The sequence below is a fragment of the Methylotenera versatilis 7 genome, assembly GCF_000799165.1.
Classification (GTDB): Bacteria; Pseudomonadota; Gammaproteobacteria; order Burkholderiales; family Methylophilaceae; genus Methylotenera_A; species Methylotenera_A versatilis_A.
Genome location: NZ_JUGF01000001.1, coordinates 281,480 through 298,907, shown reverse-complemented (window position 1 = coordinate 298,907; position 17,428 = coordinate 281,480). Strand labels below are relative to the sequence as shown.

Genomic DNA, 17,428 nt, shown 5'->3' with positions numbered 1-17,428 from the left:
AATTTAGGTTATAAATATTGAATATCTGCACACAATATATTGGCAATCGTTAATGTATTCAACTGGTTAATACAGATATTCAATACATCTGGCTAATATCAATAAGCCTCAAAAATACAGATACTTTCCTCTGCATTAAACGTCACCTGCAAATTGGCACGAGTAGCCATTTTTCTAATTTCAGCCATTAGCACCTTATGGTCATCAATACCCTGAATTAAATTAGCACAATAAGCCGAATAAAACCCATGCTGCTTTACCTCACGCACAATAGTGGCAAGGTCAGCAGGCTCTGATGGGTTTAAATCTTTTGATGTTTTTATATTTTTTATTAACATATTTAAGTGATTCATTTATTCAGTCTTAATTGAAGTTGTTTATTGCTTAACCATTTACTCCTATTTCTCGTCATTCAGAGCCTTTAAGCGAAAACTCCATATAGCGTAGCCTTGATAAAGCAAAGCGATCAAGGGGTAGTGGTGATTCGATTTCCCTCAATTTCATTTCATCGAGACTACGCTTCTATCAAATAATAGTGGTCTGTCCCCTATTATTTTTACTATCTATAATTTCAATCCTCAATTTTCATCATTTCTTGTCTGGAACAAACGAGTACCTTAGCGCGAACCATGCAGCTCTTGGTGCGCCTGGGCCAATGAAATTGGTACTTAACCAATCACTTGAGTTATGGTTATAGCCATCTGGTCCAATGGCACCATTAATACTTGGCGAAAATGCGTTTCTACCTAATCGCCCCGCACTGAAATATTCTTTATCAAAAATATTATTAACTAGTAGTGTTGCAGTCCATTCGGGTGAAAATTTAAAACTAGTTTGGAAGTTGAAAACTGTATATCCGGGAATTTTCCCAGGATTTGTCGTTGGCTGACGAGAAACAGTGGAACGAACAAATTGGTTTGTGACTGTATCAAATGTTAGAACTGAAACAGGTATGGCAACACCTTTTCTGTGTTCGTTATTTTCATTACCTCTTAAATATGACCATGAATGCATTACGGCACTCATACCTACTGTCCATTTTTCCGTGACATCGTAACTCAAGCTGGCATTGAGATTGTGTAAGGACACACCTGGAATGGTGCTGCCAGGCTTAACCGTTATCACGCCAGCGAGTTCACCATCAGTAGTCAATTGTGCATTTTGTGTACTGCTATTGTCATTCGATGCAGTAATAAACGTACTGCGAAATTTAGCATCTGTTAACGCATAATTAAGCCCAAACCTTAACTTTCCTAACTCACCATTCATACCCATTTCAAGACCTTGGCGGCGTGTTTTACCAATACTGTCAAAGAAATTTTGGTTACCAGAATAAGTCACCATGTAAATATCATCTTTAAGTTCTGTGCGGTAGTAACCAAAATTCCAATCAACAGCATTTGCCCATCGCCCGCGCATACCTAAATCAAATGTTTCCGCTTTGACTTGCGGTAAAAAAGGGTCTCCCGACAATCCATTCGGAAGTTGACACGAACGACCCAACGCAACACTCCTTGGTACTGTATATCCACCTGCAAAACTTACAGGCGTTTTATCAATGGCGCAGCCTAGTTCGATCACACTGGGTGTACGTGTTCCCTGCGACCAGTTGGCATATAGATTTAAATTTTCTTTAATTTGCCAGGTTGAACCTAGTGAAGGGTTGAGGGAGTAATAACTGAATTTCTCAGACTCGGGGGGTAGTTTTGAAATTAAACCGTCTGAAACTCTATATCCTGTTTCAATATTACAAGCGGCGTCTGTGCACAGATCGAAAAGGTTTGGATAATTTAATAAATCCGACAGTGAAATTTCAGCTTGGCCCGCATCTCTGGCTGCCAATGTACTTTTTACCCTTGTTTGGTTGTAGCGCACAGCTCCTGTGACATGCACTGTCTCAACTGGACTCCAGGTTTCACTTGCATAGATACTTTTAGTCAGCGAATTACCATCAAAATTATTGTTTTCAATGTCCTGATCTGCGGCCCTGTAAATATCTAATGCACGATCAGGATCTAATGACCCATCGCGCTTGGCATCAAAAAAACCTAACCGTTGACTATTTTTGTATTCAGCATAGGCATTATCTATTGATACACCCACCATAAATTTATGCTTGTCTAAGTTCCAGTTTAGTTGAACGGAAGCACCATCAACAATCTGATTTATCTGGTTATTTGTAATCACCGCGGTAGGTATACCTTCTACTACTCCTGTATCACCCGCACCTGCACCATCTACAAGCCTTGGTCTACCGTTCGCATCATAAAGTGGATTATAGACAATACCCGCTTCGCTAGTAGCTTGAGTATTTATGCAGTTATCGCCATTTACAGCCTGTTTGAAGGCCACCACGTGCTTAACACCGTCTGTAGTATAGAAAAAAGAGGCCCCTATTGCAGCAAACACATTAAAATCAACAGGAAATGATGGGTCAGGTGCAGCAAAATTTGGACTTAAATTTATACCTTCAAATATATAAGAAACCTCCCCATTTGAATAAGTAGTTTCTGCACCTGAATTAGGAACAGTTGTATATTGATTGGCAATTACTGCTACTGTTGGATTTTGAAAAAATGCAATTTCAGATTTCACACCTGCCAAGAAATAGTCTGGCAAGTCTTGGGAACTTAATAAATTAGGATCATAGTTACCATTAAATAGCTCCATTAAGAACGGGCTGGATGAATAGTCATTCGGATCAGGAATATCGAATACCACATAATCTGGAATGCCCAATCCGTTAGTACTTCTAAACTTACAAGTGTAATCTTCACCTTCTGCAAAATTTTGACTTAAAGCCTGTGTACCATATTGACTGTATACGTCTGCATTTTTTTGTTTACGTTTGCTGTTGCGTCTATACACTTGCCCCGTTACTGTAAAGTTGTCATTTACAAAATAATTTCCAGCTAGCTGAAACTGCGCAAGACGATTTTTAGTCGTATCTGGGCTGGTAAATACACTATTACGATCTTGTTCATAAAAGTTAGTTGGCACAACGCCGTTTCCCACCAGATCATTGCCAACAATCAGACTGCTAAAACTTAAATCTAACTTATCACCACGGTAGCTAGCTTTACCAAAGAACTGATTCACCTTACTTGGAGAGTTGTCACGCCAGCCATCTTCCATAAAAAAGTTGCCTGCACCAAATAAAGCAACCGTACCGTTATTCCAGCCACCTTCAACTTGTAGTTGTTTTCTGCCAAATGATCCAGTCAGAACTTCTGCATCGACACCTTCGTTGTTAAAACCATCTTTTGTTTTAACAGAAATTGCCCCCCCCAATGTTCCTAGGCCAAATAATGGATTTGACCCAGGGAAAACATCAAAATTTGCGATAGCATTCATGGGGATCATGTCCCAGTTCACCACATCACCGAAAGGCTCGTTTACGCGAATACCATCAAAGAAAACGCTTAAGCCCTGTGGTGTACCGATCTGTGGACCTGCGGTAAAGCCTCTATACTGCACATCCATTTGAAAAGGGTTGCCTTGGTAGTCGTTGACAGTGACGGATTGCAGTTTTTTGTTCATTAAGTCTGTGAGACTTAATGAGTGGGACTCTTTAATCTCTTTAGCAGTGATGCTTTGCACGTTTCCAGGAATTTCTTCTTTGGTTAAACCTAAGCCTGGTAATGGGCCTATTTCGTAGAAACGTTTGGCGCGGACTTGTACTGTACTCAGTTCTGCATTTAGGGGTAGATTTTCACTTTCACTGACTTTAATAACAGGGGCTTTTCTCAGCTCCAGTTCGCCTTTTGGGTTACTGATGACTTCCAGCCCAGAGCCTTTCAGAAGCTCTTTAAAACCATCGGCAAATCCATATTCACCTTTTAATCCCGAAGAAGTTAAACCTTCCGTTAATGCAGGGTCGTATCCCAACATGACGCCAGCTTGCTCAGTATATTTTGGTAATGCGCTATTAAGTGGGCCAGCGGGTATTGAGTAAGCTTGTTTGGGGATGGTTTTTATTAAATCGCCTGCGGCCACTAATACGGTGGGTTCTAAAACCAAGCCCAATAAACCGATGGTGGTGATTAGTTGCTTGTGATAACCCTTATGCTTAGCCGTTGTATTGCGCTTGCTTTTGTTGAATTGGGTTTTATTCAACTGCTTAGATACCTGATATTGCCCCATTTTTCTTATGCTCCCTTAATCATCGCTATTACGATTTTGTGTCTCTTACTCACTACGCCGTATGAGAGGTAGAAAAAAGGAGTTTTTTATGAAAAATAATTTAAATAATTTTAAGTGTCTATCAATATCTCTTTGAAATATTGCCTGGAAATATCGTTTTGAAATACCACTTTGCAATATGGCTTAAATATAATTTTTGTAGCGATTTTTTAAAAAGTGCGTGAGAAGTTATGCTGGGCTAATCGTTACCCAGTAGCGCGTGCGGCTTTGAATTTTAACGGGCAAAATATCAGGCAACCTTGCCAATACTGCATCGGTATCATTTGTGTAAAAAGAACCAGATACTAATAATTGGCTTACCGATGGTTCGCAACGGATTAATCCATTTCGATAGCGCGACAATTCCGCAACAAATTCATTTAATGGCATGCTGTAAACAACCAGCAAACCTTTAGCCCAAGCGCTGCTGGTTTCTTGTTCAACTGGCGTGTAGGTATTTTCATCAAATATGGCAGATTGCCCAGCCTGAATAGTAATAGAGTCTTGATTTTTATCTGCTGGGTTAATCCTTACAGCGCCTTCGTATACGCTGGCTTTACTGTGATAATCAAACATGCGCACGTTAAACTTGGTGCCAAGTGCTGTGGCCGTACCATGCTTGGTAGTGACGCTAAACGGGCGGTAACCATTAGTAAGCTCTTGCGCAGTATGAATAAGTATTTCACCTTTAATAAGTTTGATTGAACGTTGTTTAGAGGTGAAATCAATATTGATTGCCGATGCAGTATTAATGAAAATTTGGCTGCCATCTGGCAGTTTCAGTGCACGCATATCACCAGTCGCAGTTGTTTGGTCGGCAAGTATCTCTTGCCAGGGTTTGCGTTCGACCATCAGTAATGTGCAGGTACCCACGCCTAATAAAACAGCCATTTGCTTTAAAATATGGCGTCTGTTGGGTGAAGTAACTTGTGCAAAAGTTTCTGCATGAATATTGGGGGGTAAGCTGGCTAAGCGCATGCCTAAATCTTCAACGCGTTGCCATGCAAGACGATTCTCATCACTATTGTCTTTCCAGCGTTGCCATGCTGCAAAGTCTTCCGGTTTTGCTTCTTCTGAGGAAAGCAGTGAAAACCAGCGGCTTGCGGCAATTAAAGATTCATTTGGTTTGGCAGACATGCAGCGATTACGCTTCTATAGACAATTCATACGAGAGGCAGTGTAATACCGCTTTTGCGATATATACACCGACTGTTTTAACTGAAATATTCAATTGTTCAGCGATTTCTTTATGTTTTAAGCCATCCAATTGCATTAATAAATAAGCGGAACGCACCTTAGGCGGCAATGCACTCAACATTTTGTCAATGGCAATAAGCGACTCAAGCGCTATCGCACGAATCTCCGGCGATGGGTATTCGATCAGATAAGGGTCACACAAAGTGGCGTTATACGCACGCTCTAAATCACGGCGACGCAAATGATTCACCATTAAATCATGCGCAATTCGAGTTAAATAGGCACGCGGCTCATGAATAGGTTCATGACGGTTTTTAGTTAATAAGCTGATAAAAGTATCTTGCGTCAGATCAGCAGCATCAAAACTAGAGCCTAGTTTTTTTAATAACCATTTATGCAGCCAGACATTATGGTTAATATAAAAGCTATTAATCAACGCATTATTCAAACTTTGGTCAATTTGCATCATCTACATCCTTGATAAGTAATGTATAGACGCAATATCTGTTCCAATTTCAAGATATCAATAAACTACTGTTTTATATACAATTTATTGACGAGATATTTTTAGATATCAAAATATTGGTTGTATACAACCGAATTGTTGGCCATATACAACCAATGCTTTATATATTATGTTTGATGATTTCCGTTAAAGCTGGGCACATTGCGTGCCATAGATGAAAGTGTTAATTGCCGACTTAATCTGAGGAAAATTGACATTTTGGCTGCGCATTAGTGCTTGCAGCTTAAATGTTGAATCCGCTGCCGAAATTTACCATTCAATCATATTTAATATATTTAAACCTTGCATCATCGTTTGGCGTGCCTTCCAACGCACTTTTTGAACCGTCTGCATTCACCTGTTTCGCTGGCTGCCAGCCAATCACTTGCTCAATTTTTAACGCCAATTCAAAATCTTTATCAGTGATGCCTTTGGCATCATGCGTGCATAACTTAACGATCACAAAAGCATAAGAAACGGTTAAATCGGGATGGTGCCACGCAGCTTCTGCCAAATGCCCTATCGTATTGACCACCATCAAAGTGGCTTTCCAGCCGCTGGTTTTGTACTTACGGCGTATCCAGCCATTTTCTAAAAACCACTGCGGCAGCTCGCTTTCAAGCTTTGCTTTTACTTCTGACTCGGAATAAACGGTTGCTGTCATGGCTTATTTCCTTGTAAACAATTACTTACTTTTACTGATGCAGTTGTTAATGACATGGTTTTAATAACAGAATTTTTTAATGAATAGATGAGCCTACTTTATCCAAGGTTAATTCACTCAAGCCATCTAAAAAATGGGTGTAATCGGTCTTGTTTAACATCCATTTGCCAAAAGTCTTATTCAGCACAAAATCACTGAAAGCTTCATCTAGCACACCACTTTGCGTCATCACTTTAAGGCTTAATTCCGGCGTATTCGGCTTATCCGATTTCACTAAAATTAAATGCTGCGCATTAAGTTTTTGCGCCAACCATGCCGCAATACTGTCAGACGTCACATCCCAGCTTTGCGGAATACTATCGTCTGATAGCACCATATGGCTTGGCAACCAGACAATGCCGCGATGCTGCCATGTGCGCTCATCAATTTCCAGTTGCGTTCTTGCAGTGGCGAGCAGCGGATTCATATTTGCCAGCAATAATCCATATTGATCCATCGCCAGCACAGCTAAACGATGCGCACAGGCATCGCTGATTTTAGATAGTTTTTGTGCATCGCGCACGGCATCGGCAAACACGCCGCCACCTGGCACGATAATGATATTACCGTCACTGAACTTTGCAAATATGGCTAACCAACGCTCTAATTCAGGAGAACCTAACAGGCTGCCACCTATCTTTACAATCCAGATAGGCCTGTCGCGTACGTTTACAAATGGTTCCATATTTATTCCTTATTGTTATTATTCGTTCATTTAATATAAGTAGCTTTTATTCTATAACAATATTGACGAGATTTGTTTAGTTAAGTTATTAATAAAATCAATCAGTTGTAATCGCCAACTTAACCCTCAATAGCCACTGAAAAATGCGCCAGTATAGCTTTAAGATTAGAGGCTTTATCTAAAGTTTCGTTGTATTCTTTATGCATAACAGAATCAGCCACAATACCGCCGCCAGCATAAAAACTAAACTGATTTCGACAGATAACAGCAGTGCGAATAGCAATATTGGTGTCCATTTTTCCATCGAAGCCAATATAGCCAATAGCACCACAGTAAAGTCCGCGTTGATGTGGCTCTAGCTCCTCAATAATTTGCATGGCACGTAGTTTTGGCGCGCCGGTAATAGAGCCGCCTGGGAAACACCCTTTTAGCAAATCTACCGCCGTAGCCGTTTGTTTTAATTTCCCCGTTACAATACTCACCAAATGATGCACGTTGGCAAAGCTTTGTAACTGAAATAATTGATCGGCTTTTACACTGCCAGTTGTACAGTTTTTACCGATATCATTACGTAACAAATCCACAATCATCACGTTTTCAGCTTTGTCTTTAAGGCTATTCTGCAGCTCTTGCGCATACGCTAAATCTTGCACAGCATCTAGCGACCTTGGCCGTGTGCCTTTAATGGGGCGCGTTTCAACATGATCACCATCAGTCTGCAAAAAACGCTCGGGTGAATTGGACAATACTTGAAAGTTTTCCGATTCATTCAATGGCAAATTCATATAAGCCATAAAAGGTGCAGGGCTAATTTCGCGTAGCTTTTTGTACGCCTGCCAGCTATCACCAGACACTTCGGCTGAAAAACGTTGTGCTAAATTAACTTGGTAACAATCACCTTCAGCGATATAGGACTTAACCTTTGCAAATGCCTGGAAATATTGTGATTGGCTTAAATTGGACTGAATTTGAGAGTTGACTTTAAATTCGCTTTTAGAGAGTAGATTTGAATTATTCGAAATAGCAGCGTCAAACTTTGCACATAATGCCTGCCAATTCGCCTTCACCGCATCGGTTAATCCGTGCGAAACCAATAAACAGCGTTTTTCACGATGATCCACCACCACTGCCCAATCATAAAACCCAATCATCATTTCTGGCGAGTCTGTAGCTGTCGCTGCAACAGTAGGCAGCTTTTCAATACTACGCGCTAGATCATAGGCAAAATAGCCCAATGCGCCACCTGCAAATGGGTAATCGGCCTGATTTTTACTGACTTTATATTGGTTAAGTAAGTCATTCAGCAACACAAATGGATCACCTTCAGAAACACTTGTCTGACCATTTTGGGTTATTTGCGTACATTTACCTTTGGTAACCAGAGTGATAAATGGCTCGGCCACCATCACGTCGTAACGGCCATACTGGCTGCCAACTAATCCCGTTACCGGATTAATCGCCTGCCCGCTATCTAATAGCATCGCCCATTTCTGATGCGCAATCTGTTCAAATAACGCCGCACTATCATGGTGATAGGCTAATTCATGCTGCAACAAGCTCATAGTCAGCCTACCTTGTGCGGCAATTGGCTTGCTAAAGCCAAACGCGCCACTGCATAAGCAGGGAAACACAATTCCAAATCTGCCAATTGCGATTCATTAACAAGCTGATCTGACAACGAAATATCAGTCTTTAAAATATCTGTAAGTAAACGATATTCACAATCCAACTCCGCCGCCAACACTTTCACTAAAAAACTGCCTGCACCTGCGCCAATAATAGGTGTATTGGGTTTAAGGTGTTTTAAAGTGGCTGCTTTCAATTGCTTTAATTGTAAAGCCCTGCATGAAAAGGCCAGTTTCATCCATGTTTCAATCGGCTTATCTTCCAAGTCGAATCCCACCATTCGCGCAAGTCTACGCGCCGACTCCTGTTGCGTCTTGCCTTGTCCATCGGCAGTTTCTGCCATATCTTTTGCTAGCGGCAATTCATCGGTTAATCGATAGACATCGGCCATGGTCGCAAAAAACTCTGCCGCGACATTCATTTCAATCTCTTCTATACCATCGTTTAAACTTAGCTTTTGCGCCAATGCCATAATAGGCGTGCGCACAACGCCGGTATAAACCAAGGCATCATGCTGCATGCGACTAGCATCCGATAACCCTTGCATGGCAACTTTGCCATGCGCTATTGGAATAATGTCGGTAGTGGTGCTGCCAATATCAATCAATAATACATGATCAACATGCTTAGCCAGCAAACTGGCACTTGCATGCCAGTTGGTTGAGGCAATGTGTGGCACATATTCAGCAACGTCATCCAATTGAACAAAGCCATTATTTGCGGCATAAAAGCACGTATCTTTTCCTAACAGGCCAGCAGCATATCTTGCGATTTCGCATACGCCTGTATAGCGATTGGGAAACAAATCCACCAGTTCGCCAGTCATCGTGACTACGTGCAATACATTGTGTGCCTGCAAGCCAGTTTGGCTAAAAACCGCTTTAATGCCAAGCTCAAGCTCGGTTAATCCGCGCCACAATGCACAAGGCAGTTGTATACAACTCAACTGTACCCCATTTGCATCCAGCACAACGGCTTTAAGATGCGCACCACCGATATCCCAGCCAATCATCGTAGCTTTAGACATGAATGCTCACAATATTACGCTGCAATTCCGGCCAGATAAAATCTGGCTGCGTTAAGGTATTCATAATCAACTCCGCCGGGTTTTCACCCGTCGCTTCTGCCAAACCGGCATAACTAGTTGTTAAGCGCGGGTTGATTTCCACGACCGTTATTTGATTGTCGTTTTGCGTATCTACAATCACATCAATCCCTACATAACCATTTAAATCCGTGCATATTGCAGCGATTTTCTGTGCAAACAATTCAAACTCATGCCAAAAATCGCGCATGCCATTCACTTCGCTGCCCGCGTAACTTAACTGATTACTTTCAATAGAAATCATCTGAGTATTGCAGCTTAACACTTGCGCACGCCCCTGCTGCATGACACATGAAATACTAGCCGGAACGCCTTGTTGGTAAGGTTGTATCACATGACTTTCAGTTTTATTATTTTGTTTCATCCAATGCAGTAAATCATCTGGATCATCAAACAGTACGGTTTCATCGCAACCTGCGCCGTTATTCGGCTTTGCCAGCCATTGCCCTGCTGTTTTGGGCCAGTTTTTAATCGTATAAGTAGGAATCGTTCTAATACCAGTCTGTTGCAGCATAAAATAAGTCGCTAGTTTTTCACTGGTAATATGAATAGCATCAACACCACAACCCAATACCAACTTACCTTCCTGCACTGCCAATTCGGTCAGTTTTCTCAATAGCCCATCTGTTTCCGGCGCAATTATCCAAACCGCATCTGCCAGCTGTATTTGACTTTTCCATATGTCCCACGCGTCTTCATTGACATCTATCGCCACACAGGTATGACAATGCTCTGGTGGCTCTAAACGCGCGTCTACCGCTGTACTAATCGTATAAGGCAAGCTTGATAAATCATACAACAATGCATTTCGCATCAATGTCGCTTCTGCGATCAATCCAGCTGGTAAATCGGCGTGATTAAAGCCACCGGCTGTGACAAATTCACACACAAATATTTTTTTAATAAGCATAGGTCAACGGGCAAATGTTCTAAAATGAATGACCTAAAAATTTAAAAGGCGAGCTTTGCAAGTTATTCCCGTGATTGATTTAATGCAGGGTCAGGTTGTGCATGCTAAATTGGGATTACGTAGCCAATATCAGCCAATTCAATCCAGTTTGTGCAATGACAGCTCACCTTTAGCCATTGTTGCGACACTGCTCGAATTATACCCATTTCAAACGCTGTATATTGCAGATTTAGATGCCATTTTAGGTGTTGGCGACCATACTGAATTAATCGAGCTTATCAGTAATACTTATCCACAACTCACTATCTGGCTTGACTCTGGTATTCGCCAGGCAAACGCTTGTGTGCGATACAAAACCAAGCAGATTAAACCGGTGGTAGGAAGTGAAAATATTGTCAGCTTGCAAGACTATCGTGCAATTAGCGATGTTTGTGAAAATCAGCAAATCTTATCTTTGGATTACACCGAGAGCAGCCAGCTAGGTATTAACGATTTACATGAATCGGCAAGTTATTGGCCAGACAACACAATATGCATGACATTAAATGCCGTTGGCAGCGGACAAGGTGTTGATATCAATAAATTAAATATATTAATTCAGTTGAATAAAATGCGGAAAACTCCATCAAAAATCTATGCTGCAGGTGGTGTACGTAATCCATCAGATTTGGCGCTACTCACCACAATGGGTATCACTGGCGTGCTTGTTGCAAGCGCGCTACATAATCAAAAGATTAGCGCGCAAGATTTACAGCACGTTCATCAAACTCAATCTTAAGACAATTAAAAACCCGAGCATGCTCGGGTTTTTATACAACTTTATAAGCTAAAGAATTATTCTAAGTTAGCGTGAATAGCGCGCATACCTTCTTCAGTTAAACCTTTAGCAAAAATATTGTCCGCAATGATCGCTTCTAAATACACTAAAGTTGAAAGCTCAAATTGTGAACCCATTGGCATACCTTGTGTTAACGGGAAGCTATTATCATTGCCAATTTGAATGGTTAAATCAGCCACATCTGCCATAGCAGATTTCGCTTTCATTGAAACCACGGCTAATTTAGCACCTACTGATTTTGCTTTTTTAACGAATGGTAATAACGTTTCAGTACCGCCAGAACCAGATACTAAAATCAATAAATCACCCGCTTTAATGGCTGGAGTAACCACTTCACCAACCATGCTAACATTGTAGCCGCTATGTACTAAACGCATTGCAAAGAAACGTGAAACCAATAGTGAGCGACCTGCACCGCCAATAAAAATACGACCTGCACCATCAACCAATTGCATCAGTTTCGCTGCATTACTTTTGTCAGTTTCAGACAAAATGGTTGTTAAGCGATCTAAAATGAGTTTTTGATTATCCATAATTTTTCCTTCAATGTTTAATAGTTAAGTGTTTAACGGTTAATTTTCAAACAGTTAAATGTTAACGATTGGTTTTGACATGCATGTCAGTAAGTTTAAAAAAAATCCTGACCCATTACTGAGTCAGGATTTTTATTTACTCATCTCAATAATTGCTTATTGGGCTTAGTTAATTGCTATTGGTTATTAAAACCAATGCTTAACTTAAGCAGCGTGAGCAATAGCTGTGATTTCAGCAGCAGAAGCAGCAGGATCAGCAGCGCCGTAGATAGCAGCACCAGCAACAATGATTGTTGCGCCAGCGTCACGTACTTGAGCAGCTGTTGCAGCTTTAACGCCACCAGCAACTGAGATTTCAACACCTAATTTTAAACCAGCAACTAATGCTAAGTCAGCAAAAGGAGTTTGGCCAGCAGCTTGTTGGTCTAAACCAGTGTGAACACCAATGATGTGTGCGCCAGCAGCAGCAACTGCTTTAGTAACAGCAGCTTTGTCAGCAACGTTGATCAAGTCAACTTGTGCTTTTTTGCCGTATTTGTTAGCAACATCGATTACGCCTTTGATTGTACCGATATCAGAGATACCTAATACAGTAACGATATCTGCACCAGCTTTGAAGAATGGCTCAGCTTCGTAGAAACCAGCATCAGCTGTTTTCAAGTCAACTAAAATTTTGTTGTTTGGGAATTTAGCGCGTAAAACTTCAAGCAATTTGATACCGTTATGCTTAATGCAAGGTGTACCGATTTCTAAGATATCTACGTGTGGAGCAACTTGAGTTGCTAATGCAACAGTTGCGTCAAAATCTAATGAATCTAATGCCATTTGGGTTAAAGCCATGGTGTACTCTCCGATTGAAAATTATTATTTAGTAACTAAATTTTCACAATTATTAATTTAAAAAATTAATTACCGTAAAGATGATGTTACAAAAAGATTACTGCTTTCTTACCACTAAATTTTTGCACAAAATGTTTATTTTAAGTGCTTGCAGACTAATTACTGTCTAGCATCTAGTGAATTTTAAGCTGGACGCATTATATTATGCGTCCAGCCCATTATTGTCAATGTTAAACCATCGATATTACAACTAAGTTACAGTTTCATGTCATTATCTGCATGACTTAACATTTAAAAAATTATAGTTTTGCGCCCTATAACTTAGCGCTAAGCGCCGCTTCTAATTTATTTTGGTCAACAACGAAACCGCGAATGCCTTCAGCCAATTTTTCTGTTGCCATTGCATCTTCGTTTAATTGGAAACGGAATTCCTCTTCAGTTAACTTAGCGCCTGGTGATTTTTTAGCGCCGCCGTCAGTTAACACGCGTGTCAATGTACCTTCTGTTGCAGCCAAGTCTTGCAATAAGTTTGGTGAAACAGTTAGACGATCGCAACCTGCAAGCGCGATTAATTCGCCAACGTTACGGAATGAAGCACCCATTACGACAGTTTTGTAGCCGTGTTCTTTGTAATATGCATAAATCGCACGTACAGAAACCACGCCTGGGTCTGTTTCTTGTGTGTACTCAGTACCTGGGTTTTTCGCTTTGTACCAATCCAGGATACGGCCAACGAATGGAGAAATCAAGAATACACCAGCTTCAGCACATGCACGCGCTTGGCCGAAACCGAATAGCAATGTAAGGTTACATTGGATGCCTTCTTTTTCAAGGATCTCACCTGCTTTAATGCCTTCCCATGTTGATGCTAGTTTAATCAACACACGGTCTTTACCTACACCAGCTTCTTGGTAGAACTTGATGAGTTTACGGCCTTTAGCAACCATCTTCTCAACGTTGAAAGATAGACGTGCATCCACTTCTGTAGAGATGCGGCCTGGTACTACTTTAGAAATTTCGATGCCGATTAAAACAGCCAATTTGTCAGCTGCGTTTTCAACTTGCACTTCTTTGCTACCGCCTTGGGCTTTGGCATAAGCAATTGACTCATCAATCAAATGTGCATATTGCGGCAATGTACTGGCTTTAAGCAGTAATGAAGGGTTAGTCGTTGCATCCACTGGTTTTACACTTTTAATCGCTTCTACATCACCTGTATCGGCTACGATTGTGGTCATGCTTTTTAATTGATCTAATAGATTTGCCATTATTTCCTCCTAATTTGCCTGCACCCAATTCTTTGAGTCACGCATGGTTTGTAAAATTCAACTAAAAACTTAACTTACCATTATAGCGCAAAATAAATTCAGAATGACTGAACACCGCGCTAAATTTTGCCCACAGCCAAGCCTTTGTTAGAATGTTAATTAATGTTAAACATCTTGTATTGATAAGCGCTGTGACTAAAATTCACTAGCATACGGGACTACATCACAACTTAACGCAGAATGAATTATTCAGAAGAAGACATTGCTAGCAATTCGATGAATTTATTGTCGGCGACTAACACGTGGATACTAATGCGTCATCAGTGGTTAATCACCAAGATGCGTAGCATCTTAACCGGCGAAAACGCACCTCCACTGTCCGATTTATATCAATTTGATGCATTGACCTCACATGATTTAAATCTGCCAGAAAATCTAAACGCTAGCTTTACAAATATAAAACAACGCTTAGAAAGCTCATGGGATGATACCGTCAAAGCCCATCACCCGCTTTCTGGTTTGTCTATTTTTGACCAACTTAATCTGTTCCAACTACAAGCGCATTTGTTTATGCAGGAATCAAAAGAACTGAATCAAGAATTATGGCGTGAATTTACAATGCGCGACCCACTAACTGGCGCATTGACACGATTGACACTTAAATCCAATCTACTGTTAGAGTTCAACCGCAACCAACGCCATCAACAGGCCTGCACTATTGCACTAGTCGATCAAGATAAATTTAAAGAAATCAATGATGAGTGGGGTCATAATGTTGGCGATAAAGTGCTGATGAATACCGCATTAATGATTCAGAATAATCTGCGTTTTGGTGATAAATTATTTCGTTATGGCGGAGATGAATGGCTAATCTTAATGCCTAATACCAATCAAAAAGAGGCCAAACTAATGCTGGAAAGGATTCAAAAACTTTCAGAAAGCTTTCAACACACGACAAATAGCCAGATCAAATTTCATAGCTCGTTTCATTACGGTCTTGCAGAATGTAGCCCATATGACAATATAGATGACTGGATTGCAGCCGCAGACAATAATTTATATGTTGCGAAAAAACTGATTAATATGCCACTGTTTAATGCTGCTGATAGCTCAGCACAGGCAGTCGCAGATTAAAACTGGTTTTGTGTCCAAGCTCACTGTCCACATCAACGCTACCAAGATGTTTCTCTGCCACCGTATGCACAAAATACAAACCTAAACCAGCGCCGTCCGGTGCGGCATTGCCGCCTTTTAATCGGCTAAATCGTTTAAACAATTGCTTCTGCTCATCTGGTGAAATACCTGCCCCATAATCAACCACGCTCATCACCGCTTGTTGATTCGCATAAGTGAGCTGAATTAACACTGTAGAGTATTCAGGTGCAAACTTGATAGCATTCAATACCAAGTTCAGAATAGCCCTATGTAATAATCCAAAATTACCATTCACCCACACCAAGCCGTCTACAATCTCCCTTTCCAATGTGATGTTTTTCTTAAGTGCGCTTTCATAGGCATCATCTACCGCCTGATGCGTAATACCGGCAAAATCCAGCTCTTTAAAGTCGGCACGACTGCTCATCTCAGCGCGCGAAGCCTGTAAAAAGTCTTCAGCCAAATTTAACGCCTGAGATAGCGGCGCATACAATCTTGATTTAAGCTGCTGATGCTCCTCCAGCACCATCATGGCACTCGCCAATGGCGCGCGTAAGTCATGTGAGATAAAGGCCAATACTTCTTTGCGGTCATTCTGTAAAAATCGTAATTGCTGCCCCGCCACACGCACTTGCTCAATGCGAGCATCAAAACTGTCATAGCTATGTGTAGCATGGTCTTTTGCGTCTGGTTTAAGGATTAAACTTTTTAAATAGGCCAACTCCTGATCTAAATAACGTTGAGCTGCCTCCAGCTTGCGCCAACTCCATACCGGATAAGAAATTAATACTGGCAATAGCGCGGCAGATGGCGGAATCCAAATACTCAACATCCTAGGTAAAATGGTTGCTAACAAACCAATCAACACAAAATATAGTAATGTTGAAACCAGTCCTCTTAACGCGGATAATTTGGGCATCCACACCAAAGGTAGCAACGCCAGGGCAATTAAAACCAATAGACTCAACCATATGGGCACCACATCAATCAGCCCTGCGGTACGCATCGAATCCAATACGTTGGCATGAAACTCGACTCCAGCCATTGGCTGCCCTAGCCCTGATACGGGCGTGGACAATAAATCATTCATACCAGATGCAGTGGCACCGATAAGCACGATTTTGTCTTTAAAGGTATCTTCTGCAAACTCACCATTTAAAACCTGTGCATATGAAATAGTAGAAAAGTGATCTGGCGGCCCGCTGAAATTCACTCTCTTTTGTTGTTGCTGTTGTAAAGAAAACATACTGTTCGCAACTGAATCTTGCTGAAAGATTGAGGCTTGAAACTGATTTTTTGAAGGCTGCTTAAGTGCAACATTTAATACCGCCTGTGAAAAATGTTGCCAAACTGGTGTGCCAATACCTTCAAACAAATAAACACTACGAGCAATACCGTCTTCATCCAGCACCGCATGCACACGGCCTAAATCGGCCGCATTTTCTGCTAAATCAGGCAATGGTAATGTTTCAATCAATTGACCGTTCACCCGCGCAGTTTCTAGCAATACTGGCAGCACGACATTACCAGCCTGCCGTATAGCTTCTGCCAGTGCAATATCAGACGAAGGATTTAATTGATCTGGTTCAGAAAAAACAATATCCAAGCCAATTGCGAGCGTGTTTTCTTGTTTAAGGCGCTGAATCAAATCAGCATGGATTTGCCTTGACCAAGGCCAGCGACCTAACCGGGACAAGCTATTTTCATCAATCGCCACAATAACAATGTCATTAGGTGCAGGTGTTGTATGAAGCTTCTGCCCTATATCAAAAATCAGGTTATCGACGCGCGAAAATAATCCGGTTACATGGATTAACACCACCAGTGACAGCAAAATCAATGCTGTCGATACATAATCGTTAAAACGAATGCGGGTCAAAT

15 protein-coding genes are annotated in these 17,428 nt (G+C 41.2%); 2 read left to right on the top strand and 13 right to left on the bottom strand.

Annotation, left to right across the window (positions count from 1 at the left end; genetic code table 11):
• Positions 1–98 precede the first annotated feature (98 nt).
• The 9 genes from K370_RS01235 to K370_RS01195 form a co-directional block, all read right to left on the bottom strand.
• Positions 99–353, bottom strand: a complete 255-nt coding sequence (locus K370_RS01235) for a hypothetical protein (RefSeq protein ID WP_052185123.1) — start codon at positions 351–353, stop codon at positions 99–101.
• Between the two features lie 235 nt (positions 354–588).
• Positions 589–4,143 carry a TonB-dependent receptor domain-containing protein gene (locus tag K370_RS01230; RefSeq protein WP_047537231.1) on the bottom strand — a complete coding sequence of 1,185 codons (3,555 nt, stop codon included), beginning with the start codon at positions 4,141–4,143 and terminating at the stop codon, positions 589–591.
• A 228-nt stretch (positions 4,144–4,371) separates the two neighbouring features.
• Complete coding sequence (locus K370_RS01225) at positions 4,372–5,319, bottom strand: FecR domain-containing protein (RefSeq protein WP_047537228.1); 948 nt, start codon at positions 5,317–5,319, stop codon at positions 4,372–4,374.
• Positions 5,320–5,326: 7 nt separating this feature from the next.
• Positions 5,327–5,848: a sigma-70 family RNA polymerase sigma factor gene (locus tag K370_RS01220; RefSeq protein WP_047537225.1), complete on the bottom strand. Its 522-nt coding sequence runs from the start codon at positions 5,846–5,848 to the stop codon at positions 5,327–5,329.
• Between the two features lie 313 nt (positions 5,849–6,161).
• Positions 6,162–6,548 carry a 4a-hydroxytetrahydrobiopterin dehydratase gene (locus tag K370_RS01215; RefSeq protein ID WP_047537222.1) on the bottom strand — a complete coding sequence of 129 codons (387 nt, stop codon included), beginning with the start codon at positions 6,546–6,548 and terminating at the stop codon, positions 6,162–6,164.
• A 76-nt stretch (positions 6,549–6,624) separates the two neighbouring features.
• Positions 6,625–7,272, bottom strand: coding sequence for a uridylate kinase (locus K370_RS01210; RefSeq protein ID WP_047537219.1), 648 nt, complete (start codon positions 7,270–7,272; stop codon positions 6,625–6,627).
• A gap of 119 nt (positions 7,273–7,391) precedes the next feature.
• The gene (gene pabB / locus K370_RS01205; protein WP_047537216.1) at positions 7,392–8,834 is read right to left on the bottom strand and encodes an aminodeoxychorismate synthase component I; all 1,443 of its coding nucleotides are present in this window, start codon (positions 8,832–8,834) and stop codon (positions 7,392–7,394) included.
• A 2-nt stretch (positions 8,835–8,836) separates the two neighbouring features.
• Entirely contained in the window at positions 8,837–9,925 is a 1,089-nt protein-coding gene (locus K370_RS01200) for a hydantoinase/oxoprolinase family protein (RefSeq protein ID WP_047537213.1), read from the bottom strand.
• Positions 9,918–10,913 carry an ATP-grasp domain-containing protein gene (locus K370_RS01195; protein WP_047537210.1) on the bottom strand — a complete coding sequence of 332 codons (996 nt, stop codon included), beginning with the start codon at positions 10,911–10,913 and terminating at the stop codon, positions 9,918–9,920. Before K370_RS01195 ends, K370_RS01200 begins: the two co-directional genes overlap by 8 nt.
• 55 nt (positions 10,914–10,968) lie before the next feature.
• Between K370_RS01195 and K370_RS01190 the strand changes: the two genes are divergently transcribed.
• Positions 10,969–11,691 (top strand): HisA/HisF-related TIM barrel protein, encoded by a 723-nt coding sequence (locus tag K370_RS01190; protein ID WP_235272648.1) that lies wholly within the window; start codon positions 10,969–10,971, stop codon positions 11,689–11,691.
• A gap of 56 nt (positions 11,692–11,747) precedes the next feature.
• Here the strand turns inward: K370_RS01190 and hxlB are convergent, their stop codons facing one another.
• The 3 genes from hxlB to tal form a co-directional block, all read right to left on the bottom strand.
• Entirely contained in the window at positions 11,748–12,284 is a 537-nt protein-coding gene (gene hxlB, locus K370_RS01185) for a 6-phospho-3-hexuloisomerase (RefSeq protein WP_047537207.1), read from the bottom strand.
• Positions 12,285–12,488: 204 nt separating this feature from the next.
• On the bottom strand, positions 12,489–13,124 hold the full coding sequence (gene hxlA, locus K370_RS01180) for a 3-hexulose-6-phosphate synthase (RefSeq protein ID WP_047537205.1): 636 nt from the start codon (positions 13,122–13,124) through the stop codon (positions 12,489–12,491).
• 314 nt (positions 13,125–13,438) lie between these two features.
• Positions 13,439–14,392, bottom strand: coding sequence for a transaldolase (tal, locus tag K370_RS01175; protein WP_047537204.1), 954 nt, complete (start codon positions 14,390–14,392; stop codon positions 13,439–13,441).
• Positions 14,393–14,668: 276 nt separating this feature from the next.
• Here tal and K370_RS01170 point away from each other — a divergent pair, with 276 nt between their 5' ends.
• The gene (locus tag K370_RS01170) at positions 14,669–15,526 is read left to right on the top strand and encodes a GGDEF domain-containing protein (RefSeq protein ID WP_235272647.1); all 858 of its coding nucleotides are present in this window, start codon (positions 14,669–14,671) and stop codon (positions 15,524–15,526) included.
• On the opposite strand, the gene K370_RS01165 is transcribed toward K370_RS01170, so the two are convergent.
• Positions 15,486–17,426, bottom strand: a complete 1,941-nt coding sequence (locus K370_RS01165; protein WP_235272646.1) for a CHASE2 domain-containing protein — start codon at positions 17,424–17,426, stop codon at positions 15,486–15,488. The two genes, K370_RS01170 and K370_RS01165, sit on opposite strands and share 41 nt — an antisense overlap.
• Between the last annotated feature and the right edge of the window lie 2 nt (positions 17,427–17,428).

What these genes read in the sequence shown, in the direction of transcription:
- K370_RS01235 (WP_052185123.1), bottom strand. Translation starts at nt 353, where the DNA reads ATGAATCACTTAAATATGTTAATAAAAAATATAAAAACATCAAAAGAT.
- K370_RS01230 (WP_047537231.1), bottom strand. Translation starts at nt 4,143, where the DNA reads ATGGGGCAATATCAGGTATCTAAGCAGTTGAATAAAACCCAATTCAAC.
- K370_RS01225 (WP_047537228.1), bottom strand. Translation starts at nt 5,319, where the DNA reads ATGTCTGCCAAACCAAATGAATCTTTAATTGCCGCAAGCCGCTGGTTT.
- K370_RS01220 (WP_047537225.1), bottom strand. Translation starts at nt 5,848, where the DNA reads ATGATGCAAATTGACCAAAGTTTGAATAATGCGTTGATTAATAGCTTT.
- K370_RS01215 (WP_047537222.1), bottom strand. Translation starts at nt 6,548, where the DNA reads ATGACAGCAACCGTTTATTCCGAGTCAGAAGTAAAAGCAAAGCTTGAA.
- K370_RS01210 (WP_047537219.1), bottom strand. Translation starts at nt 7,272, where the DNA reads ATGGAACCATTTGTAAACGTACGCGACAGGCCTATCTGGATTGTAAAG.
- pabB (WP_047537216.1), bottom strand. Translation starts at nt 8,834, where the DNA reads ATGAGCTTGTTGCAGCATGAATTAGCCTATCACCATGATAGTGCGGCG.
- K370_RS01200 (WP_047537213.1), bottom strand. Translation starts at nt 9,925, where the DNA reads ATGTCTAAAGCTACGATGATTGGCTGGGATATCGGTGGTGCGCATCTT.
- K370_RS01195 (WP_047537210.1), bottom strand. Translation starts at nt 10,913, where the DNA reads ATGCTTATTAAAAAAATATTTGTGTGTGAATTTGTCACAGCCGGTGGC.
- hxlB (WP_047537207.1), bottom strand. Translation starts at nt 12,284, where the DNA reads ATGGATAATCAAAAACTCATTTTAGATCGCTTAACAACCATTTTGTCT.
- hxlA (WP_047537205.1), bottom strand. Translation starts at nt 13,124, where the DNA reads ATGGCTTTAACCCAAATGGCATTAGATTCATTAGATTTTGACGCAACT.
- tal (WP_047537204.1), bottom strand. Translation starts at nt 14,392, where the DNA reads ATGGCAAATCTATTAGATCAATTAAAAAGCATGACCACAATCGTAGCC.
- K370_RS01170 (WP_235272647.1), top strand. Translation starts at nt 14,669, where the DNA reads ATGAATTTATTGTCGGCGACTAACACGTGGATACTAATGCGTCATCAG.